We start from the raw sequence: 20182 nt of genomic DNA on the forward strand, positions 1-20182 counted from the left end.
CGCGATCATGTCACTGAGCTGGGGCCTTTGCGTTGGAGCGGGCGACGGGAATCGAACCCGCGTGGCCAGTTTGGAAGACTGGGGCTCTACCATTGAGCTACGCCCGCGTACGTGCGTTGACGGCACGTGGCCCCTCGGCCGGTGCGGGCCTCGGGGACGGGGGCCAGCCTACCTGGTCGGGTCGGCCGAATGCACACTGCTTTCGCTCCGGTGCCCGCTGATATTACGGCGAGGGGGCCCGGACCGGCGTGTACTCTCTCTTTCGGCACTACGGGGTGTGGCGCAGTTTGGTAGCGCGTCCGCTTTGGGAGCGGAAGGCCGTCGGTTCGAATCCGGTCACCCCGACGCTTTCGGCAGGGTCTCGTCAGGCGGGCGGGGCCCTGTTGCTTTCGTGGTACCGGTAGGATGGGCCGATGGCGGTAGTACCTGTGGCATGCACACAGGCGGCAGCCGCCCGAGGGCGAGGAGTCACGCTCACCGTCCACCCCCGTACGGGAGATGCAGCCCCAATCGCCCATCGCCCGTCTCGCCCGACCGACCGGCCGTTCCGGCCGTGGACGTCTGGCGGAGACAACCTGACCGCAAGCCCATAGGAGACCAAACCGTGAAGAGCGCCGTCGAGACTCTGAACCCGACCCGGGTTCGACTCACCGTCGAGGTGCCCTTCGAGGAGCTCAAGCCCAGCCTCGACGCGGCGTACAAGAAGATCAACCAGCAGGTCACGGTTCCGGGCTTCCGCAAGGGCAAGATCCCGGCTCGCGTCATCGACCAGCGCTTCGGCCGTGCCGCGGTGCTGGAGGAGGCCGTCAACGACGCCCTGCCGCGCTTCTACACGCAGGCCGTCGACGAGGGCAAGATCGAGGTCCTCGGCCAGCCCGAGATCACCGACATCGAGGGTGTGGAGCGGATCGCCGACGGCGGCGACCTGAAGTTCACCGCCGAGGTGGACGTCCGCCCCGAGATCGCCCTGCCGGACTTCTCGGAGATCTCGGTCACCGTCGACGCCGTCTCGGTCGCCGACGAGGACGTCGAGAAGTCGCTGGAGCAGCTCCGCGAGCGCTTCTCCTCCGTGAAGGACGTCGAGCGCGCCGCTGCCGCCGGCGACGTCGTGGTCGTGGACCTCGAGGCCAAGGTCGACGGCGAGGTGCCGGAGGACGGCACCGCCACCGGCGTGAGCTACGAGATCGGCTCCGGCCGCCTGCTGGACGGCATCGACGACGCCGTGATCGGCCTGTCCGCCGGTGAGTCCAAGACCTTCACCACCGAGCTCAAGGGCGGCACCCAGGCCGGCAAGAGCTCCGAGGTCACCGTCACCGTGACCGCCGTCCAGGAGAAGGAGCTCCCCGAGCTCGACGACGAGTTCGCCCAGCTGGCGAGCGAGTTCGACACCCTGGACGAGCTGAAGGACGACTCCCGCAAGCGCCTGGAGCGCATGAAGGAGTTCGACCAGGCCACCCAGGCCCAGGAGAAGGTCCTGGACGAGCTGCTGACCCGGGTCGAGATGGACTACCCGGAGAAGCTCCTCAAGGACGAGGTCGAGACCCGCAAGCACAACCTCGAGCACCACCAGCTCGAGCCGATGGGCATGAACCTCGAGACCTACCTCGCCACCCAGGACAAGTCCGTCGAGGACTACGAGAAGGAGACCGAGGAGCAGGCGAAGAAGGGCATCAAGACCCAGTTCGTCCTGGACGAGATCGTCGCGAAGGAGGAGCTCAACGTCAGCCAGGAGGAGCTGACCGAGCACCTCATCCGTCGCGCCGCCGGCTCGGGCCTCACCCCGGACCAGTTCGCCCAGCAGATCGTCCAGGGCGGCCAGGTTCCGCTGCTGGTCGGCGAGGTCGCCCGCGGCAAGGCGCTGGCCCTGGTCGTCGAGGCCGCCACCGTCACCGACAGCAACGGTGAGGCCGTCTCCTTCGAGGACGACGAGGACGAGACCGAGGCCACCGACGCCGTCGAGACCGTCGAGGTCGAGGACGAGGCCACCGAGGCCTGATCCTCACACAGCCGTACGACCCCGGCCCGGACACCCCAGGTGTCCGGGCCGGGGTCGTGTCGTCCGGGTTTCCCGCCCGCTGCTCCCGGTCCGCGCCCGCTGCCGCCGGTCTGCCCCCGCTGTTCCCGGTCCGCGCCCGCCGTTCCCGGTCCGCCCGGGCCGGTCTCCCGTATTTCCCCGCACACCCTGCGCTCACAGCGAACAGTTCTGCGTGGGGGATTCTGAGCCGCGGCCTGCGCGTTAGGGTCGGTGGACAGCGACACACACGCAGATCGACTGAGCAGGTGGCTAAGTGACGTTCCCGCAGATGCAGATGGATGGCCTGACGGCGCCGCGCGCCGCCGCCGGTGACGTGCTCGGCGGCCTGGGCGACCAGGTCTACAACCGGCTGCTCAACGAGCGCATCATCTTCCTCGGCCAGCAGGTCGACGACGACATCGCCAACAAGATCACCGCGCAGCTCCTCCTCCTGGCCGCGGACCCGGAGAAGGACATCTTCCTGTACATCAACTCCCCGGGCGGCTCGATCTCGGCGGGCATGGCGATCTACGACACCATGCAGTACATCAAGAACGACGTGGTGACCATCGCGATGGGCATGGCGGCCTCCATGGGCCAGTTCCTGCTCACCGCCGGCGCCAAGGGCAAGCGCTTCTCGCTGCCCAACGCCAACATCCTGATGCACCAGCCCTCCGCCGGTCTGGGCGGTTCCGCCTCCGACATCCGGATCCAGGCCGAGCAGCTGCTGCGCACCAAGAAGCGCATGTCCGAGCTGATCGCCTTCCACAGCGGCCAGAGCTTCGACCAGATCACCGCTGACTCCGACCGCGACCGCTGGTTCACCCCGGAGGAGGCCAAGGCGTACGGCCTCATCGACGAGATCATGCACAGCGCCGCGGACGTCCCCGGCGGCGGCGGCACCGGCGCAGGCTTCACCGCCTGACGGCCGGCCCCAGACTTCCAGACCGCACGCTTCGGAGGACCGAACACCCCATGAACACTCCTTACACGCCGCGCGGCGAGTTCCAGGGCCCCCGTGCCGAGGGCCGCTACATCGTGCCACGCTTCGTCGAGCGCACCTCCCAGGGCATCCGCGAGTACGACCCGTACGCGAAGCTGTTCGAGGAGCGCATCATCTTCCTCGGCTCACAGGTCGACGACGTCTCGGCCAACGACATCATGGCCCAGCTGCTGTGCCTGGAGTCGATGGACCCGGACCGCGAGATCCAGATGTACATCAACTCGCCCGGCGGCTCGTTCACGGCGCTCACGGCCATCTACGACACCATGCAGTACGTGAAGCCGGACATCACCACCGTCTGCATGGGCCAGGCGGCCTCCGCCGCGGCCGTGCTGCTGGCGGCCGGCACCCCCGGCAAGCGCATGGCGCTGCCGAACGCCCGCATCCTGATCCACCAGCCGTACACCGAGACCGGCCGCGGCCAGGTGTCCGACCTGGAGATCCAGGCCAAGGAGATCTTCCGGATGCGCGAGCAGCTGGAGGAGATGCTGGCCAAGCACTCCAACAAGCCGGTCGAGACGGTGCGCGACGACATCGAGCGCGACAAGATCCTGACCGCCGAGGAGGCGCTGGAGTACGGGCTGATCGACCAGATCATCTCGACCCGCAAGTCCTCGCTGACGGGCTGAGCCCTTCGCGGCTTCGGGGGCGGGGCCGTGCGCGGCTGTCGGATCCTCACGAACCACCGGTGCGGGAGCGCCGGACGGGGCGGGGGCGCACGACAGTGACGTACGCCCCGCCCCGATCCGTTCCGGTCGAGGCGGCCGGACGGGCACAATGCAGTATGGGCGCATGCCCGTGAGACGGCTTCTGTTCGGTATCAATTCGCCCAGGGCGTAGGGCAGAGCTGTCGAAGTCGGCGGAATCACCGGCTCGGCAGAGTACCGTCGGATAGCGAGACCGACCGCCGACGGCGCAGCCGGTCCACAGCACCAGGCCCCGGAGAGCTGCGGGGCCCCTGGCGAAGGGGAAGCACCTCGTGGCACGCATCGGAGACGGTGGCGACCTGCTCAAGTGCTCGTTCTGCGGCAAGTCGCAGAAGCAGGTGAAGAAGCTGATCGCCGGGCCTGGCGTCTACATCTGCGACGAGTGCATCGACCTCTGCAACGAGATCATCGAGGAGGAGCTCGCCGAGTCCTCGGAGGTCCGTTTCGAGGAGCTGCCGAAGCCGCGCGAGATCTACGAGTTCCTCGACCAGTACGTGGTGGGCCAGGACCTCGCGAAGAAGGCGCTGTCCGTCGCGGTCTACAACCACTACAAGCGCGTCCAGGCCGGCGAGAACGGCCGGGCCGGCAACGGCCGCGAGGACGCCATCGAGCTGGCGAAGTCGAACATCCTGCTGCTCGGCCCGACGGGTTCCGGCAAGACGCTGCTGGCGCAGACGCTGGCCCGGATGCTGAACGTGCCGTTCGCCATCGCGGACGCCACCGCGCTGACCGAGGCCGGCTACGTCGGCGAGGACGTCGAGAACATCCTGCTCAAGCTGATCCAGGCGGCGGACTACGACGTCAAGAAGGCCGAGACCGGGATCATCTACATCGACGAGATCGACAAGGTCGCCCGCAAGAGCGAGAACCCGTCGATCACCCGTGACGTCTCCGGCGAGGGCGTGCAGCAGGCGCTGCTGAAGATCCTGGAGGGCACCACCGCCTCGGTGCCGCCGCAGGGCGGGCGCAAGCACCCGCACCAGGAGTTCATCCAGATCGACACCACCAACGTGCTGTTCATCGTGGGCGGTGCGTTCGCTGGCCTGGAGCGGATCATCGAGGGCCGGGCCGGCGCCAAGGGCATCGGCTTCGGCGCGACCATCCGCTCCAAGCGGGAGTCGGACGCGAGCGACCACTTCCGCCAGGTCATGCCGGAGGACCTCGTCAAGTTCGGCATGATCCCCGAGTTCATCGGCCGTCTGCCCGTCATCACCAGCGTGCACAACCTGGACCGCGAGGCGCTGCTGCAGATCCTCACCGAGCCGAAGAACGCGCTGGTCAAGCAGTACCGCAAGCTCTTCGAGCTGGACGGCGTGGAGCTGGAGTTCACCCGGGACGCGCTGGAGGCCATCGCCGACCAGGCGATCCTGCGCGGCACCGGCGCCCGCGGTCTGCGCGCGATCATGGAGGAGGTGCTGATGTCCGTGATGTACGAGGTGCCCTCGCGCCAGGACGTCGCCCGCGTGGTGGTGAGCGGGGACGTCGTCTCCAAGCACGCCATCCCGACCCTCGTGCCGCGTGACATGATCAAGCGCGAGCGCCGGGAGAAGAGCGCCTGACGCTCCCCCGACGAGACACGGCGAAGGCCCTGCACCCGGAAGCGGTGCAGGGCCTTCGCCGTACCCGGCCCCGGCGGGACCGGGCGGGTGCTACTTGGGCACCTCGGCGACCTGCCGCAGCGCACGGGCGGCGGCCGCGGCGACGTCCAGGTCCACGGCGGAGTCCTGGTCGACCTCACCGGTGAGCACGGCGACGAAGGTGGAGCCGTCCGCCCAGGCGCACAGGCTGTCGTCCTCGGTCGGGGCGTGCATGACCTCGCAGCTCAGCCGGCCGCCGAGCGGGCCCGGGTCGAAGTCCCGGCGACCGCTGAAGGTGGTGCCCTGGCTGCTCGCGCCCTTCTCGAAGTTGGTGTAGAAGTCGTCGACCTGGCTGTTGGGGGAGAGCACCGTGCCGTAGCCGCCGAAGACCGCGACCACCTTGTGCCGGTCGGTGTACACGGTGCTGACCGGGGTCGGCGACCAGGCGTTGTCGCCCTTGCCGAGCGAGTCGTCGAGCCCGGACTCCAGCTTCCGCGCGAGCGGGTTGGAGTCCTCCCGCGGCAGCCCCTGGAAGGTCCCGGGCAGCGAGATCCGGTAGTTGTTGGTCTTTGAGGTCACGTCATAGACGAAGTAGCCGGCGAGGCCGCCGCCGAGCAGGATGGCGCCGCCGACGCAGCCGAGCACCACCCACAGCGTCTTGCGGGACTTCGGCGGCTGCGCGACGACCCCGCCGCCCCACGGCTGCTGGGCCGGAACCCCGTAGCCCGGCTGCCCGTACGGTGACGCGGGCTGCTGCTGCGGATAGCCGTAGCCGGGCTGCGGCGGCGGGCCGAAACCGGGCTGGGCGGGCGGCGGGGGAGGGGCCCCGTACGGCTGGGGGGACGGCGGCGGGCCGCCGTAAGGATTCTGTTCGGACACCGGAGGTCCTTTCGACGGGGGTCGGCCCTGCTGCTTCCCGGCCGGCCGGTGCCGGCCGACCGGTCGCGGCCGGCTGCTGCCGGCCGGAGCCACCGGCCGGCGGCCTCGCCGGCGGCGACGGCTACTTCTTGACTTCGACCGCGCCGCGGACGGCGGCGGCCTTCACCGCGGCCTCGGCGGGCGTGATCGGCGCCTTCCCGGTGAAGCTCAGGTCGGCGAAGACCACCTCGGCGGCCGTCCAGCGGTCCGCCCAGAAGCAGACGGTGTTGCCGGCGGCGGTCTTGGTGGCGTTGGTGGTGAGCACCCCGCACTTGAGCTTGGCGCCGGGCGCGCCCGCGGCGCCCGCCGGGTACTCGGTGGGCCGGGTCTTCCAGGTGCTGGTGACGGTCGTGCCGGCGAAGGTCTTCGGCTTGACGGCCTCGGTCTCGAGGGCGAGCAGCACCAGCTCGGGGGTGGCCACCGAGCCGTAGCAGCCGATGACCTGCACCATGTCCGTCTGGGTCTTGGTGTAGCTGCCGGCGACGGCGGTGCCGTCCGAGCAGGCCGGCTTCTGGCCGTCCGGGCCGGGCGTGGCCGGCGCGGAGGTGGCCTTCTGCTGGGTGTGGCCGTCCGGCAGGGACATCGGCAGTTCGAGCTTGTACGCGGCCGAGGCGACCGTGCCGCCACCACCCGTGCTGCCGGTGCCGCCGCTGGTGCCGCCGCCGCCGTCACTGCCGGCCAGGCCCCACACCGCGAGACCGCCGCCGATCAGCACCACGGCGCCGATCACCAGGCCGACCACCAGGCCGGTGTTGCTCTTCGGCGGGGTCGGCGGCGGGTAGCCGCCCGGCGTGCCGTACGGCTGCGGCTGGCCCGGCACCGGCGCCTGCGGGTAACCGCCGGGCTGGGCGCCGTACGGCGGGGCCGGCGGCTGCTGCTGCGGGTAGCCGTAGGACGGCGGCTGCGGCGCGCCGTACGCCGGCGGCTGCGGGGCGCCCCCGTACTGCGGCGGCTGGCCGTACGGCTGCTGCGGCTGCCCCTGCGGATACTGCTGACCCTGGCCGTACATCGAAAATCGATCTCCCCCGCCACGGCGTTCCGCGGCCTGAACTTGGCGTACTCCTCGTCAGTGCCCGCACGGTCGCCCGCGCGAGTATCCGGGCACGCTACCGCACGGCCGTCCGCACCCGCCGGGGTGGTCCGGGCGGCGGGCGGCGACGGCCGTCCCCCTCGCCCCCCTCCTACCCGGGGAACGGCCGGGCCACCCGCCGACGCCGCGCGCACGCCCCGCCGGTGCGCCGTGCGGACCGGCGCGAAATCCGCCATTCGGTATATCCGGGACCGTTCTTGATAGTCCGTTCGGCGGTATTTCATCGTGTGCGTCCGACGTTCGCCCGATGATTCCCGAGGACCGTTTGCCCTGCACATTCTCTCCGTTTGTGCGTGCGCGCGTTCCACCGGTGTTCGGAGTTGGGATGTGTACGGTGTGCAGACGTCCCCATTCGGGTGTGCGACTGACGGGAGGGCACGTCATGGCGGCGACCAGGGAGTTGGCCGACGAACTGCCGCAGCACGAGGTCGAGACGGTGAAGGCCCGGGCGGCGTCCCTGCTGCTGGCGTTCCGGCACGGGAACCAGCTCTCCTTCGACGCCCAGTTGGACCGGCTGCTCGCCGACCACGTGGAGCGCGAAGTGACCACCCTGCTGGTGTGGATCGCGGCCGAGGCCGTCCGCAAGGCGTACGCGCCCGAGGCCGCCGACCGGGTGCTGCGCTCGCTCGCCCGGCGCGCCCCCGCCGACACCTCCGGGGTGCTGCTCGACGAGGACGCCGCCGACCCCGCCCGGCTGGTCGAGGCCGTAGACGACGGCGACGTCGCGGCCGTCCGCGCGCTGGTCGCGGCCACCCCCGACACCACCTACCTGCTCGGCGGGCTGCTGCAGGCCGTCGCGATGATGCTGCCGCTGCTGCCGGAGGGGGAGGGCGCGGAGATCGCGGCCGAGCTGCGCCGCCGCCACGGCGGCCGGGCCGCCCATGTGCCGGAGGCCCGGCACGGCTGAACCGGCCACCGCCCGGGCGGGCGGAACCGCACGCCCACGGACGAGTTGTGGCATGCACGCTACTAGGCAGATTGTCAGCAAGGCCCCTACCGTCGAGTACCGCAACGCATCCGCAACTCGACCGAGGAGCCGGCATGCAACGACGCCCCCACCCGCGCAGATTCGCCGCCGCCACCCTCGCGGCGGCCCTGCTGGCCGTATTCGCCCCCACCGCGTCCCCCACCGCAGCAGCGGCCGCCGGAGAAGCCCCCATTGCCGCCGTCGACCACTGCGGCGGGAAATGCCTCGACATCCTGCCGCCCGGCGAGAACGGCAATGCCACCCTCGCCGAGATCCTGCTCAACAAGGTCTTCGGCTCCCGCCCCGCCCACACCGACGACCAGCTCGGCCCCTACGCCAACCTCGCCGGCGCCTACCCGCAACTGACCGAGGCCCAGCTGCGCAGCTTCTTCAACGACGCCTCCTTCGGCGTCCCCGCCGACCAGGTCGCCTCCACCGCCCGCCCGCGCAGCGACGTCGCCATCGTCCGCGACAAGGCCACCGGCGTCCCGCACATCACCGGCACCACCCGCTACGGCACCGAGTTCGGCGCCGGCTACGCCGCGGCCCAGGACCGGCTCTGGGTGATGGACCTCTTCCGGCACGTCGGCCGCGGCCAGCTCTCCGGCTTCGCCGGCGGCGCGGCCGCCAACCGGCAGCTGGAGCAGAGCTTCTGGCAGGCCGCCCCGTACACCGAGGACGAGCTCCAGCGCCAGATCGACGCCATCGCGAACGAGGGCGACCGCGCCCGGCAGGCCCTCGCCGACGCCGGCGCCTACCTCGACGGCATCAACCAGTACGTCCGCGAGTCCTACGACGGCCGGTACTTCCCCGGCGAGTACGACCTCACCGGCCACATCGACGCCATGACCAACGCCGGCGGCATCGAGCCCTTCAAGCTCACCGACCTGGTCGCCCTCGCCTCCGTGGTCGGCGCCCTGTTCGGCTCCGGCGGCGGCGGGGAACTCGCCTCCGCCCAGGTCAAGCTGGCAGCCGAGGCCCGCTACGGCAGCGCCGAGGGCGACCGGCTCTGGTCCTCGCTCCGCGAGGCCGACGACCCCGAGGCCGTCCTCACCCTGCACGACGGCCAGCGCTTCCCGTACGCCCTGCCGCCCGACGCCCCGCAGGGCACCGCGCTGCCCGACCCGGGCTCGGTCGTCCCCGAGAAGATGATCTACGACGCCGCCGGCACCGGCACGCAGAACACCACCGCGGCCCCCGGCCTGCTGCCCGGCAACCTGCTCACCGCCAAGCACGGCATGTCCAACGCCCTGCTGGTCTCCGGCGCCCGCACCGACGACGGCCACCCCGTCGCCGTGTTCGGCCCGCAGACCGGCTACTTCGCCCCGCAACTGCTCATGCTGGAGGAGATCCAGGGCCCCGGCATCAGCGCCCGCGGCGCCGCCTTCGCCGGGCTGAGCTTCTACGTCCAGCTCGGCCGCGGCCAGGACTACGCCTGGAGCGCCACCTCCGCCGGGCAGGACATCACCGACACCTACGCCGTCCCGCTCTGCACCACCGACGGCAGCCCGGTCGGCCCCACGGCCGACCACTACCGGTGGCACGGCCAGTGCCTGCCGATGGAACGGCTGGAACGGAAGAACTCCTGGAAGCCCACCACCGCCGACTCCACCGCGGCCGGCTCCTACACCCTGGTGATGAACCGCACGAACTACGGCCTGGTCACCGCCCGCGGCACGGTCGGCGGCACCCCCGTCGCCTTCACCTCGCTGCGCTCCACCTACCGTCACGAGGCCGACTCCATCATCGGCTTCCAGATGCTCAACGACCCCGGCGCGGTGCACGACGCCGCGAGCTTCCAGCAGGCCGCGCAGAACATCAACTACACCTTCAACTGGTTCTACGCCGACTCCCGGGACATCGCCTACTACAACTCCGGCACCAACCCGGTGCGCGCCCCCGGCGTCGACGGCGGCCTGCCCGTCCGCGCCGAGCCCGCCTACGAGTGGCGCGACTTCGACCCCGCCGCGAACACCGCCCGGTACACGCCGCCCGCCGAGCACCCGAACTCCGTCGACCAGGACTACTACGTCTCCTGGAACAACAAGCAGGCCGCCGGCTTCGCCGCCGCGGGCTTCGGCAACGGCTCCGTGCACCGCGGCAACCTGCTCGACGACCGGGTGAAGGCGCTGATCGCCGGCGGCGGGAAGGCGAGCCGGGTCTCCCTCACCAAGGCCATGGAGTCCGCCGCCCTCGCCGACCTGCGCGCCGAGGACGTGCTGCCCGAACTGCTCCGCGTCCTGCGCAGCGCCCCCGTCACCGACCCGGCCCTCGCCACCGCCGTGCAGAAGCTGGAGACCTGGCGGGCGGCCGGCGGGCAGCGCCGCGAGACCTCCCCTGGCAGCCACGCCTACGCCGACGCCGATGCGATCCGCACCCTGGACGCCTGGTGGCCGCTGCTCGCCGACGCGGTCTTCCGGCCCGGCCTCGGCGACCCCCTCTTCGCCGCCCTGACCGGCGCCGTCCAGATCAACGAATCGCCCTCGGGCGGGCAGACCGGCCCCACCGGCGGCACCGCCAGCGCCAACGAGTCCATCCCGCACAAGGGCTCGGCCTTCCAGTACGGCTGGTGGAGCTACGTCGACAAGGACCTGCGGAGCGTCCTCGGCGACCCGGTGGCCGGGCCGCTCGCCCGACCGTTCTGCGGCGGCGGCGACCTCGCGGCCTGCCGCACCGCGCTGCTCGACAGCCTGAAGAAGGCCGTCGCGCAGACCCCGGCGCAGGTCTACCCGGCCGACCCGGACTGCTCGGCCGGCGACCAGTGGTGCGCCGACTCGATCGTCCAGCGGCCGCTCGGCGGCGTCACCGACCCCAAGTCCACCTGGCAGAACCGCCCCACCTACCAGCAGGTCGTGCAGTTCCCGGCGCACCGCTGAGCACCCCGGCGCACGGCTCCCCGCCCCCGCCCCACCGGGCCGGGGAGCCTGCGCCGGACCGGCCCCGGGCGCTACGTAGACTGGGCCCGTGAGCGACAAGGCCGAGCAGAACCCGTACACCACCCGCCCCTCCGACGCCGGGGCGACCGGCCCCGAGGCCGAGCTGCGGGCCGTGGAGACCGAACTGTCCGGCCGCTGGCCGGAGAACAAGCTGGAGCCCTCGCTCGACCGCATCGCGGCGCTGATGGACATCCTCGGCCAGCCGCAGCGCTCCTACCCGTCGATCCACATCACCGGCACCAACGGCAAGACCTCCACCGCCCGGATGATCGAGCAGCTGCTCGGCACCTTCGAGCTGCGCACCGGCCGCTACACCAGCCCGCACGTGGAGTCCGTCACCGAGCGGATCAGCCTGGACGGCGTTCCGATCAGCAGCGAGAAGTTCGTCGAGACCTACCGGGACATCGAGCCCTACGTGCGGATGGTCGACGAGACGCAGCCGGTCGCGATGTCCTTCTTCGAGGTGCTGACCGGCATGGCGTACGCGGCCTTCGCCGACGCCCCGGTGGACGTCGCCGTGGTCGAGGTCGGCATGGGCGGCTCCTGGGACGCCACCAACGTCATCGACGCCGCCGTCGCCGTGATCACCCCGATCGGCCTGGACCACACCGACAAGCTCGGCGGCACGACCGGCGAGATCGCGGTGGAGAAGTCCGGCATCATCAAGCCCGGCGCGCTCGCCGTCGTCGCCCAGCAGCAGCTGGACGCCGCGCAGACCATCCTCAAGCGGGCCGTCGAGGTGGACGCCACCGTCGCCCGCGAGGGCATGGAGTTCGGCGTGATCCGCCGCGAGGTCGCGATCGGCGGCCAGCTCGTCACCCTTCGCGGCCTCGGCGGCGCCGAGTACGAGGACGTGTTCATCCCGCTGCACGGCGCCCACCAGGCGCACAACGCCGCCCTCGCGCTGGCCGCCGTCGAGGCGTTCTTCGGCGTCGGTGCGGCCGCCGGCGGCCAGCTCGACACCGAGAAGGTCCGCCGGGCGTTCTCCGGCGTGTCCTCGCCGGGCCGTCTGGAGATCGTCCGCCGCAGCCCCACCGTCATCCTCGACGCCGCGCACAACCCGCACGGCGCCGAGGCCGCCGTCGCCGCGATCGGCGAGGCCTTCGGCTTCACCAAGCTGGTCGGCGTGATCGGCACCAGCGGCGACAAGGACGTCTCCGGCCTGCTGGAGGTCTTCGAGCCGATCCTCGCGGAGGTCGTGATCACCCAGAACTCCACCCACCGGGCGATGCCCGTCGACGAGCTGGCCGCGCTCGCCGTGGAGGTCTTCGGCGAGGACCGCGTGCAGGTCGAGCCGCGGCTGGACGACGCGATCGACGCGGCCGTCACCCTCGCCGAGGAGGAGGACCTCGGCGGCGCCGGCGTCCTGGTCACCGGCTCGGTCATCACGGTGGGCGAGGCACGCCTGCTGTTCGGAAGGAAGTAGCACCCGATGCGGACCCTCTGCTCCTCGACCCTCATCGGCGAGGCCCTGCTCATCATGTTCGCCGGCCTGGTCGCCATGCCGCTGTCGGACGTGCCGACCGGCACGATCTGGGCCGTCAGCGGCACCGCCATGGTGCTGTGCGTGCTGCTCTGCGGCATGATCGAGCGCCCCGGCGCGGTGGCGGTCGGCTGGGCGCTGCAGATCGGCCTGATCGCCAGCGGCCTGGTGCTGCCGGCCATGTTCGGGCTCGGTGCCGTCTTCGCCGCCCTGTGGTGGTGCTCGGTGCACTACGGCCGCAAGGTCGACGCCGTCAGGGCCGCCCGGGCCGAAGCCGCCTCGCAGACCGCCTGAACCCCCGCTGAGCGGCAGGTTCGCGCAGGCCGGCCGCGGCCGCAGGGTAGTGTCTGCGGTGGCCGAACCCACCGTGCCGAACCCGATCCCCAGGAGCTGCACCGTGTCCCAGCGCACTCTCGTCCTGCTCAAGCCCGACGCCGTCCAGCGCGGCCTGGCCGGCGAGATCATCAGCCGCATCGAGCGCAAGGCGAACTGGCGGCTCGCCGCCCTCGAACTGCGCACCTTCGACCGGGCGACGCTGGAGCAGCACTACGCGGAGCACGTCGGCCGCCCGTTCTACGAGCCGCTGCTGGAGTTCATGACCTCCGGCCCGTCGATCGCGCTGATCGTCGAGGGCGAGAACGTCATCCCCGGCATCCGCGCGCTGGCCGGCGCCACCGACCCGCTGCAGGCCGGCCCCGGCACGATCCGCGGCGACTACGCCACCATCACCCGCGAGAACCTGATCCACGCCTCGGACTCGGAGGCCTCCGCCGAGCGCGAGATCAAGATCTTCTTCCCCGCCCACGCCTGACCCCCGCAGGCCCCGCGAGGACCTCGCACAGGACCGGCACGCGACCGGCACAGGTCTGACATACGCCCAGGTCGGGCCGGGCGCAACCGCCCTGGCCCGACCAGGTGCAATCCTCGGAACCCGCCCCGAAAAGGCGGAACCCCGAGTGCCGACACGGCGTCCCAATCCCGGGAAGAGCACATCGGCCGCCGGAGAATGGCCAGCATGCCGCACCTCGTCGTACGCGGTGAACGGGCCTGGCTACGATGGACGCAACTCATGGGCCCGGTACGGCTGCTCAGCTGATGTCAGCCCTGTCGTGGGCTCGCGCGATCGGCCCACTCCCCGCACATGCACACCGAGCTCGGGAAGGCACTGCACACCCCATGGCCAACAATCTGTCGTTCATCGGCCGTGACATGGCGATCGACCTCGGCACTGCCAACACGCTGGTGTACGTCAGGGGCAAGGGGATCGTCCTCAACGAGCCGTCGGTCGTCGCCGTGAACACCAACACCGGCGGCATCCTCGCGGTCGGCGCCGAGGCGAAGAAGATGATCGGGCGCACGCCCGGCAACATCGTCGCCATCCGCCCGCTCAAGGACGGCGTGATCGCCGACTTCGAGATCACCGAGCGGATGCTCCGCTACTTCATCCTCAAGATCCACCGCCGCCGCTACCTCGCCCGCCCGCGCGTCGTGGTCTGCGTCCCCTCCGGCATCACCGGGGTCGAGCGCCGCGCCGTCATCGAGGCCAGCGCCCAGGCCGGCGCGCGCCAGGTGCACATCATCGAGGAGCCGATGGCCGCGGCGATCGGCGCCGGCCTGCCGGTGCACGAGCCCACCGGCAACATGGTCGTCGACATCGGCGGCGGCACCACCGAGGTCGCCGTCATCTCCCTCGGAGGGATCGTCACCGCGCAGTCCCTGCGGGTCGCCGGCGACGAACTGGACAACGCCATCGTCCAGCACATCAAGAAGGAGTACAGCCTCCTCCTCGGCGAGCGCAGCGCCGAGCAGATCAAGATGTCGATCGGCTCCGCCTTCGCGCTCGAAGGCGAGAAGGACGAGCACGCCGAGATCCGCGGCCGCGACCTCGTCAGCGGCCTGCCCAAGACCGTCGTCATCTCCGCCGCCGAGGTCCGCGAGGCCATCGACGAGCCGGTGAACTCCATCATCGACTCGGTCAAGACCACGCTCGACCAGTGCCCGCCCGAGCTCGCCGGCGACGTCATGGACCGCGGCATCGTGCTCACCGGCGGCGGCGCCCTGCTGCGCGGCCTCGACGAGCGGCTCCGCCGGGAGACCGGCATGCCCATCCACATCGCGGAGAACCCGCTGGACTCGGTCGCCCTCGGCGCCGGCAAGTGCGTCGAGGAGTTCGAGGCGCTCCAGCAGGTCCTGGACGCCCAGCCGCGCCGCTGACCCCCGCGGGGGCCGCACGGCGCACACGGCGTCACATCTCCAACTGAACAACCGGTACCAGGGAACGAAGGGGCGCTCCAGCACCGTGAGGGACACACGAGAGAGCCGACTACTGCTCATCCTGCTGGTCGCGGTCGCCTTCGCCCTGATCACCGTCGACATCAAGGGCGGCGAGGACTCCCCGCTCGGCGGGGCCCGCCGGGCGGCCGCCGGCCTGCTCGGCCCGGTCGAGCGCGGCGCCTCCGGCCTCGTCGACCCGGTCGCCGGCACCATCCGCGCCGTCCGGGACGCCTCGACCCACCAGCAGCGCCTCGACCAGATCACCCGGGAGAACACCGAGCTGCGCCAGCGGCTCGCCTCCTCCGACACCGCGGCCGGCCGCACCAAGCAGCTCGACGACCTGCTCCGGACGGCCGGCAACGGCGGATACACCATCAAGGCCGCCCAGGTCATCGCGATCGGCGCCGCCCAGGGCTTCTCCTGGACGATCACCATCGACGCCGGCAGCGACGACGGCCTCACCCGCGACATGACCGTCATCAACGGACAGGGCCTGGTCGGCCGGGTCACCACCGTCGCCCCGACCACCGCCACCGTGCTGCTCGCCTCCGACCCCGGCTTCACCGCCGGCACCCGGCTGGAGGGCAGCGACGAGATCGGCTTCGCCGCGGGCCAGGGCAGCAGCCCGATGCGGGTCCAGCTGCTCAACGGCCGTGCCCAGGTCAAGGCCGGCGACCGGGTCGTCACCTTCGGCTCGCAGAGCGGCCGCCCGTTCGTCCCCGGCGTTCCCGTCGGCCGGGTCGTCGAGGTCCAGGCCACCCCCGGCGAGCTCACCAAGACGATCCTGGTCGAGCCCTACGTCCAGTTCACCCGCCTCGACCTGGTCGGCGTCGTCGTCGTGCCGCCGCGCAGCGACCCGCGCGACGGCGTCCTGCCGCCCAAGCCGTCCGCCGCCGCGGCGAACCCGCCGGCCGCCGCCCCCGCGCAGCCGACCGCCGCCTCCACACCCGCAGGGGGGAACTGACCGTGCGTCCGAACCGCATCCTGCTCTCCGCCGTCCTGCTGCTGCTCGGCCTGGTCGTCCAGGTCAGCGTGCTCGGCCGGCTCCAGCTGCCCGGGGCCACCCCCGACCTGCTGATGCTCGTCGTCGTCGGCCTCGCCCTGGTGTACGGCCCGACCGGCGGCTGCCTCGCCGGCTTCGCCGCCGGCCTGCTCACCGACGTCGCCCCGCCCTCCGACCACGCCATCGGCCGGTACGCGCTGGTGCTCTGCCTGGTCGGCTACGCCGCCGGCCTGCTGCGCCCCGAGGCCGGCCGGCAGCGCTCCGCGCTCAGTGCCCTGATGGTGGTCGCCGTCGCGGCCGTCGTCTCCACCGGCCTGTACGCCTCCGTCGGCGCCCTGGTCGGCGACACCGCCGCCCGCCACGTCGGCCTCGCCGGCCTGGTCTTCAGCGCCCTGCTGTACGACGTGCTGCTCGCGCCGTTCGTGGTGCCCGCCGTCATGCTGCTCGCCCGCCGGTTCGAGCGCGGCGTCTCCGGCGCCGAGACCGAGGACCCGGGCGGGTCCGGCCTCGGCAGCCTGGCCCGCTACAAGACCACCCGGGAGTCCTCGCCGATGCCGACGAGCCAGCGCAAGAAGCGGTCGCTCGGCCTCGCCCGCCGTCCCTGACGCCCCGCAGAACCCCAGGAGGAGTCCCCCCAGTGAGCAACATCCCGGAGACCGGACGCACCCAACGGGTGACGATCCGTCTGGTGGTGCTGCAGATCCTGGTGCTGTCGCTGCTCGCCACCCTCGGCGGGCGGCTGTGGTACCTGCAGATCCGGACCGGCAGCCAGTACGCCGCCCAGGCGCAAGGGAACCACATCCGGGAGGTCGTGGAGCCCGCCGTCCGCGGCGAGATCCTCGACGCCTCCGGGCGGGTGCTCGTCGGCAACGAGACCAAGCTCGTCGTCTCCGTCAGCCGTACCTCCCTGCTCCAGCAGAAGGACCGCGGCAAGGCCGTGCTGACCCGCCTCGCCGGCGTCCTCGGGCTGCAGCCCAAGGACGTCCAGGACAAGGTGCGGCTCTGCGACGCCAAGACGCCCAAGCCCTGCTGGAACGGCTCGCCCTACCAGCCGATCCCGGTCACCCAGCAGGCCACCACCCAGCAGGCCATGCAGATCATGGAGCGCCGCGAGGACTTCCCCGGCGTCACCGCCCAGCCCACCGCCGTCCGCCGCTACACCGGCGTCGAGGGCGCCAGCGCCGCCCAGGTGCTCGGCTACCTCTCCCCGGTGACCGACGACGAGGTCACCAGGACCGCCGACAAGTCCGGCCGCGAACGCCGCCTGCCGAGCGACCAGATCGGCCGCGCCGGCCTGGAGTCCGTCTACGACGACGACCTGCGCGGCACCACCGGCGTCGACAAGCTGGAGGTCGACAACCTCGGCAAGGTCATCGGCAGCGCCGGCACCGTCCCCGCGCAGTCCGGCAACAACCTCGTCACCAGCATCGACGCCCGGGTCCAGAAGGTCGTCGAGGACCAGCTGGCGCAGGCCATGACCGACGCCCGCAAGGTCTACGACAAGGAGACCCACAAGAACTACGAGGCGGACTCCGGCGCGGCCCTCGTCATGGACGTGCACACCGGCCGGATCATCGCCATGGCCAGCGCCCCCACCTTCGACCCCAACCTGTGGGTCGGCGGCATCACCGCCAAGGACTACCAGGCGCTGACCGACAAGGGCTCCAACTACCCGCTGATCAACCGGGCCATCCAGGGCCTCTCCGCCCCCGGCTCCACCTTCAAGGTCATCTCCACGACCGCCGCCGTCCAGGCCGGCTACTCCCTCGACGGCCACTACCCGTGCCCGCCGAGCATGACCATCGGCGGCCGCGAGTTCAAGAACTTCGAGGGCGAGAGCTTCGGCGACATCTCGCTGGAGAAGGCCCTGGAGATCTCCTGCGACACCGTCTTCTACTACCTGTCCTACGACCAGTGGCTGAAGGACGGCGGCATCAAGCCGAAGAAGCCCGCCGCCGACTGGTTCACCAAGACCGCCCACCAGTACGGCCTCGGCGCCAAGACCGGCGTCGACCTCCCCAGCGAGGTCGCCGGCCGGGTCCCCGACCGCCAGTGGAAGCAGTCCTTCTACGACGCCAACAAGGACGCCTGGTGCGCCCAGGCGGCCAAGGGCGGCCACGAGTACGCCGACGAGATCGCCCGCGAGAACTGCCAGGACGGCAACGTCATGCGCGCCGGTGACGCCGTCAACTTCGCCATCGGCCAGGGCGACACCCTCGTCACCCCGCTCCAGATGGCCCGGATCTACTCCGCGCTCGCCAACGGCGGCACCCTCTACCGGCCCACCATCGGCAAGGCGATCATGAGCCCGGACGGCAAGCTCGTCCGCGACATCGCCCCCCACGAGGACGGCAAGATCCCCGCCCAGGGCAAGCTGCTCGACTACATCGACCAGGCCACCGCGGGCGTCGTCACCAGCGGCACCGCCGCCTGGAAGTTCGTCGGCGCCGGCTGGCCCCAGGGCAAGATCGAACTGCACGCCAAGACCGGCACCGCGGAGGTCGCCGGCAAGCAGACCACCTCGTGGCTGACCACCTACAGCGGCGACTACGCGGTCGTCATGACGATAAGCCAGGGCGGCACCGGCTCCGGTGGTTCCGGCGACTCGGTGCGACGCATCTACCAGGCGCTCTACGGCGTCGACGACAAGGGCGCCATCGACAACGGCAAGGCCCTGCTGCCCAAGCCGCAGAGCGAACTGCCCAAGTTCAACCCCGACGGCACCGCCATCATCAAGCAGGCCTCCTACGACGCCCCCGGCGACCGTGCCTTCCTCGACCCGGCGCCCGCCACCGGCACCGGCGCCCCGGCCCTCCTCGCGCTCGCCGCGCTGGAGCCCGCCCGTGCCACCGGAAGGAGCCGCGGATGACCTCCTACGGCTCGTACCGCACCGTCCGGCTCGCCCCGCAGCGCGGCTCCATCGCCCGGGCCCTGGCCAAGGACTCGCCGCTGCGCCGGATGGACTGGATCATGATCCTCTCCGCCCTGGCGCTCTCCCTGGGCAGCTCGCTGCTCGTCTGGTCCGCCACCCGCGGCCGCGACAGCCTCACCCACGGCGACCCGCAGTACTTCCTCTTCCGGCACCTCACCAACACCCTGGTCGGCGTGGTGCTCTGCGCGGTGACGGTCGGGATAGGGACACGGCGGCTGCGCACCGCGGTGCCGTTCGTCTACGTCGGCGTCCTGCTGCTGCTCGGCGCCACCCTCACCCCGCTCGGCTCCACCATCAACGGAGCGCACTCCTGGATCCAGTTCGGCGGCGGCTTCTCGCTGCAGCCCGCCGAGTTCGCCAAGCTCTCCATCGTGATGAGCATGGCCGTGGTGCTCTCCGCCCGGGTCGACGCCGGCGAACGGGAGTTCCCCTCCTCGCGCAGCGTCGTCCAGTCCCTGGCGATCGCCGCGGTGCCGATGGGCGTCATCATGCTGATGCCCGACCTCGGCTCGGTCATGGTGATGGGCATCGTCATCATGGGCGTCCTGCTCGCCTCCGGCGCCGCCCGCCGCTGGGTCTTCGGCCTCATCGGGGCCGGCACCGTCGGCGCGCTGGTCATCTGGAAGCTCGGCGTGCTGAGCAAGTACCAGATCGACCGCTTCGCCGCCTTCGCCAACCCCTCGCTCGACCCGGCCGGCGTCGGCTACAACACCGCCCAGGCCCGGATCGCCATCGGCTCCGGCGGACTCACCGGCATGGGCCTGTTCCACGGCTTCCAGACCACCGGCCAGTTCGTCCCCGAGCAGCAGACCGACTTCGTGTTCAGCGTGGCCGGCGAGGAACTCGGCTTCGTCGGCGGCCTCGGCCTGATCGCCCTGCTCGGCGTCATCCTCTGGCGGGCCTGCAAGATCGCCCGCCAGGCCACCGACCTCTACGGCACCGTCCTCGCCGCCGGCGTCATCACCTGGATCGCCTTCCAGGCCTTCGAGAACATCGGCATGAACCTCGGCATCATGCCGGTCGCCGGCATCCCCCTGCCGTTCGTCTCCTACGGAGGCTCCTCGATGTTCGCCGTCTGGGTCGCCATCGGACTGCTCCAGTCCGTCCGCTCCCAGCGGCCGATAGGGATCTGACCGGGCGGCCGACGCCGCCCACCGGACCGGCGCCCCGACGGCCACCGCCGTCGCGGGCGCCGACCCGTTCCACGGGCCGCGGAGCCGGTGCGTCCCGGCCGGGAAGGACGGGCGGCCGGGTCCGGTAACCTTGAGGGTCGTCCCC

At 71.5% G+C, this 20182-nt stretch carries 16 protein-coding genes and 2 tRNA genes; 15 read left to right on the top strand and 3 right to left on the bottom strand.

From position 1 onward, the window contains the following. Positions 1 to 33 precede the first annotated feature (33 nt). Positions 34 to 107, bottom strand: a tRNA-Gly gene (locus IE98_RS0119245). A 164-nt stretch (positions 108 to 271) separates the two neighbouring features. Here IE98_RS0119245 and IE98_RS0119250 point away from each other — a divergent pair. The 5 genes from IE98_RS0119250 to clpX all read left to right on the top strand — a co-directional run bounded on the left by IE98_RS0119250 (position 272) and on the right by clpX (position 5283). Further along, positions 272 to 345, top strand: a tRNA-Pro gene (locus IE98_RS0119250). Between the two features lie 259 nt (positions 346 to 604). Further along, a complete protein-coding gene (gene tig / locus IE98_RS0119255) occupies positions 605 to 1996 on the top strand; it encodes a trigger factor (protein ID WP_030270503.1) in 1392 nt (463 codons plus the stop codon). A 313-nt stretch (positions 1997 to 2309) separates the two neighbouring features. Beyond that, the gene (locus IE98_RS0119260; protein ID WP_052390707.1) at positions 2310 to 2939 is read left to right on the top strand and encodes an ATP-dependent Clp protease proteolytic subunit; all 630 of its coding nucleotides are present in this window, start codon (positions 2310 to 2312) and stop codon (positions 2937 to 2939) included. A 50-nt stretch (positions 2940 to 2989) separates the two neighbouring features. Further along, the gene (locus tag IE98_RS0119265; RefSeq protein WP_030270507.1) at positions 2990 to 3646 is read left to right on the top strand and encodes an ATP-dependent Clp protease proteolytic subunit; all 657 of its coding nucleotides are present in this window, start codon (positions 2990 to 2992) and stop codon (positions 3644 to 3646) included. Positions 3647 to 3996: 350 nt separating this feature from the next. Continuing rightward, positions 3997 to 5283 (top strand): ATP-dependent Clp protease ATP-binding subunit ClpX, encoded by a 1287-nt coding sequence (clpX, locus tag IE98_RS0119270; RefSeq protein WP_030270508.1) that lies wholly within the window; start codon positions 3997 to 3999, stop codon positions 5281 to 5283. 90 nt (positions 5284 to 5373) lie between these two features. Here clpX and IE98_RS0119275 read toward each other — a convergent pair whose 3' ends face one another. Both IE98_RS0119275 and IE98_RS44775 read right to left on the bottom strand, forming a co-directional pair. Beyond that, a complete protein-coding gene (locus IE98_RS0119275) occupies positions 5374 to 6180 on the bottom strand; it encodes a hypothetical protein (protein ID WP_030270509.1) in 807 nt (268 codons plus the stop codon). Between the two features lie 121 nt (positions 6181 to 6301). Next, entirely contained in the window at positions 6302 to 7228 is a 927-nt protein-coding gene (locus tag IE98_RS44775; protein ID WP_030270510.1) for a hypothetical protein, read from the bottom strand. A gap of 463 nt (positions 7229 to 7691) precedes the next feature. Between IE98_RS44775 and IE98_RS0119285 the strand changes: the two genes are divergently transcribed. The 10 genes from IE98_RS0119285 to IE98_RS0119330 all read left to right on the top strand — a co-directional run bounded on the left by IE98_RS0119285 (position 7692) and on the right by IE98_RS0119330 (position 20037). Then, positions 7692 to 8216, top strand: coding sequence for a hypothetical protein (locus tag IE98_RS0119285; RefSeq protein ID WP_030270511.1), 525 nt, complete (start codon positions 7692 to 7694; stop codon positions 8214 to 8216). 134 nt (positions 8217 to 8350) lie between these two features. Then, a complete protein-coding gene (locus IE98_RS0119290) occupies positions 8351 to 11152 on the top strand; it encodes a penicillin acylase family protein (protein WP_030270512.1) in 2802 nt (933 codons plus the stop codon). Positions 11153 to 11240: 88 nt separating this feature from the next. Beyond that, the gene (folC, locus tag IE98_RS0119295; RefSeq protein WP_030270513.1) at positions 11241 to 12638 is read left to right on the top strand and encodes a bifunctional tetrahydrofolate synthase/dihydrofolate synthase; all 1398 of its coding nucleotides are present in this window, start codon (positions 11241 to 11243) and stop codon (positions 12636 to 12638) included. 6 nt (positions 12639 to 12644) lie between these two features. After that, a complete protein-coding gene (locus IE98_RS0119300; RefSeq protein WP_030270514.1) occupies positions 12645 to 12989 on the top strand; it encodes a DUF4233 domain-containing protein in 345 nt (114 codons plus the stop codon). A 103-nt stretch (positions 12990 to 13092) separates the two neighbouring features. Continuing rightward, on the top strand, positions 13093 to 13506 hold the full coding sequence (gene ndk / locus IE98_RS0119305; RefSeq protein ID WP_030270515.1) for a nucleoside-diphosphate kinase: 414 nt from the start codon (positions 13093 to 13095) through the stop codon (positions 13504 to 13506). A gap of 377 nt (positions 13507 to 13883) precedes the next feature. Continuing rightward, the gene (locus IE98_RS0119310; RefSeq protein ID WP_030270516.1) at positions 13884 to 14909 is read left to right on the top strand and encodes a rod shape-determining protein; all 1026 of its coding nucleotides are present in this window, start codon (positions 13884 to 13886) and stop codon (positions 14907 to 14909) included. 85 nt (positions 14910 to 14994) lie between these two features. After that, positions 14995 to 15933 carry a rod shape-determining protein MreC gene (mreC, locus tag IE98_RS0119315; RefSeq protein WP_030270518.1) on the top strand — a complete coding sequence of 313 codons (939 nt, stop codon included), beginning with the start codon at positions 14995 to 14997 and terminating at the stop codon, positions 15931 to 15933. A 2-nt stretch (positions 15934 to 15935) separates the two neighbouring features. Then, complete coding sequence (gene mreD / locus IE98_RS42710; protein WP_043174577.1) at positions 15936 to 16577, top strand: rod shape-determining protein MreD; 642 nt, start codon at positions 15936 to 15938, stop codon at positions 16575 to 16577. A 32-nt stretch (positions 16578 to 16609) separates the two neighbouring features. Beyond that, positions 16610 to 18841 carry a penicillin-binding protein 2 gene (mrdA, locus tag IE98_RS0119325; protein ID WP_030270522.1) on the top strand — a complete coding sequence of 744 codons (2232 nt, stop codon included), beginning with the start codon at positions 16610 to 16612 and terminating at the stop codon, positions 18839 to 18841. Next, entirely contained in the window at positions 18838 to 20037 is a 1200-nt protein-coding gene (locus IE98_RS0119330; RefSeq protein WP_030270524.1) for an FtsW/RodA/SpoVE family cell cycle protein, read from the top strand. The genes mrdA and IE98_RS0119330 overlap by 4 nt, the downstream gene beginning before the upstream one ends. The last annotated feature ends 145 nt before the right edge of the window (positions 20038 to 20182 follow it).

Origin of the sequence: Streptomyces sp. NRRL B-24484, from assembly GCF_000717715.1 — a bacterium.
Taxonomy (GTDB): Bacteria; Actinomycetota; Actinomycetes; order Streptomycetales; family Streptomycetaceae; genus Kitasatospora.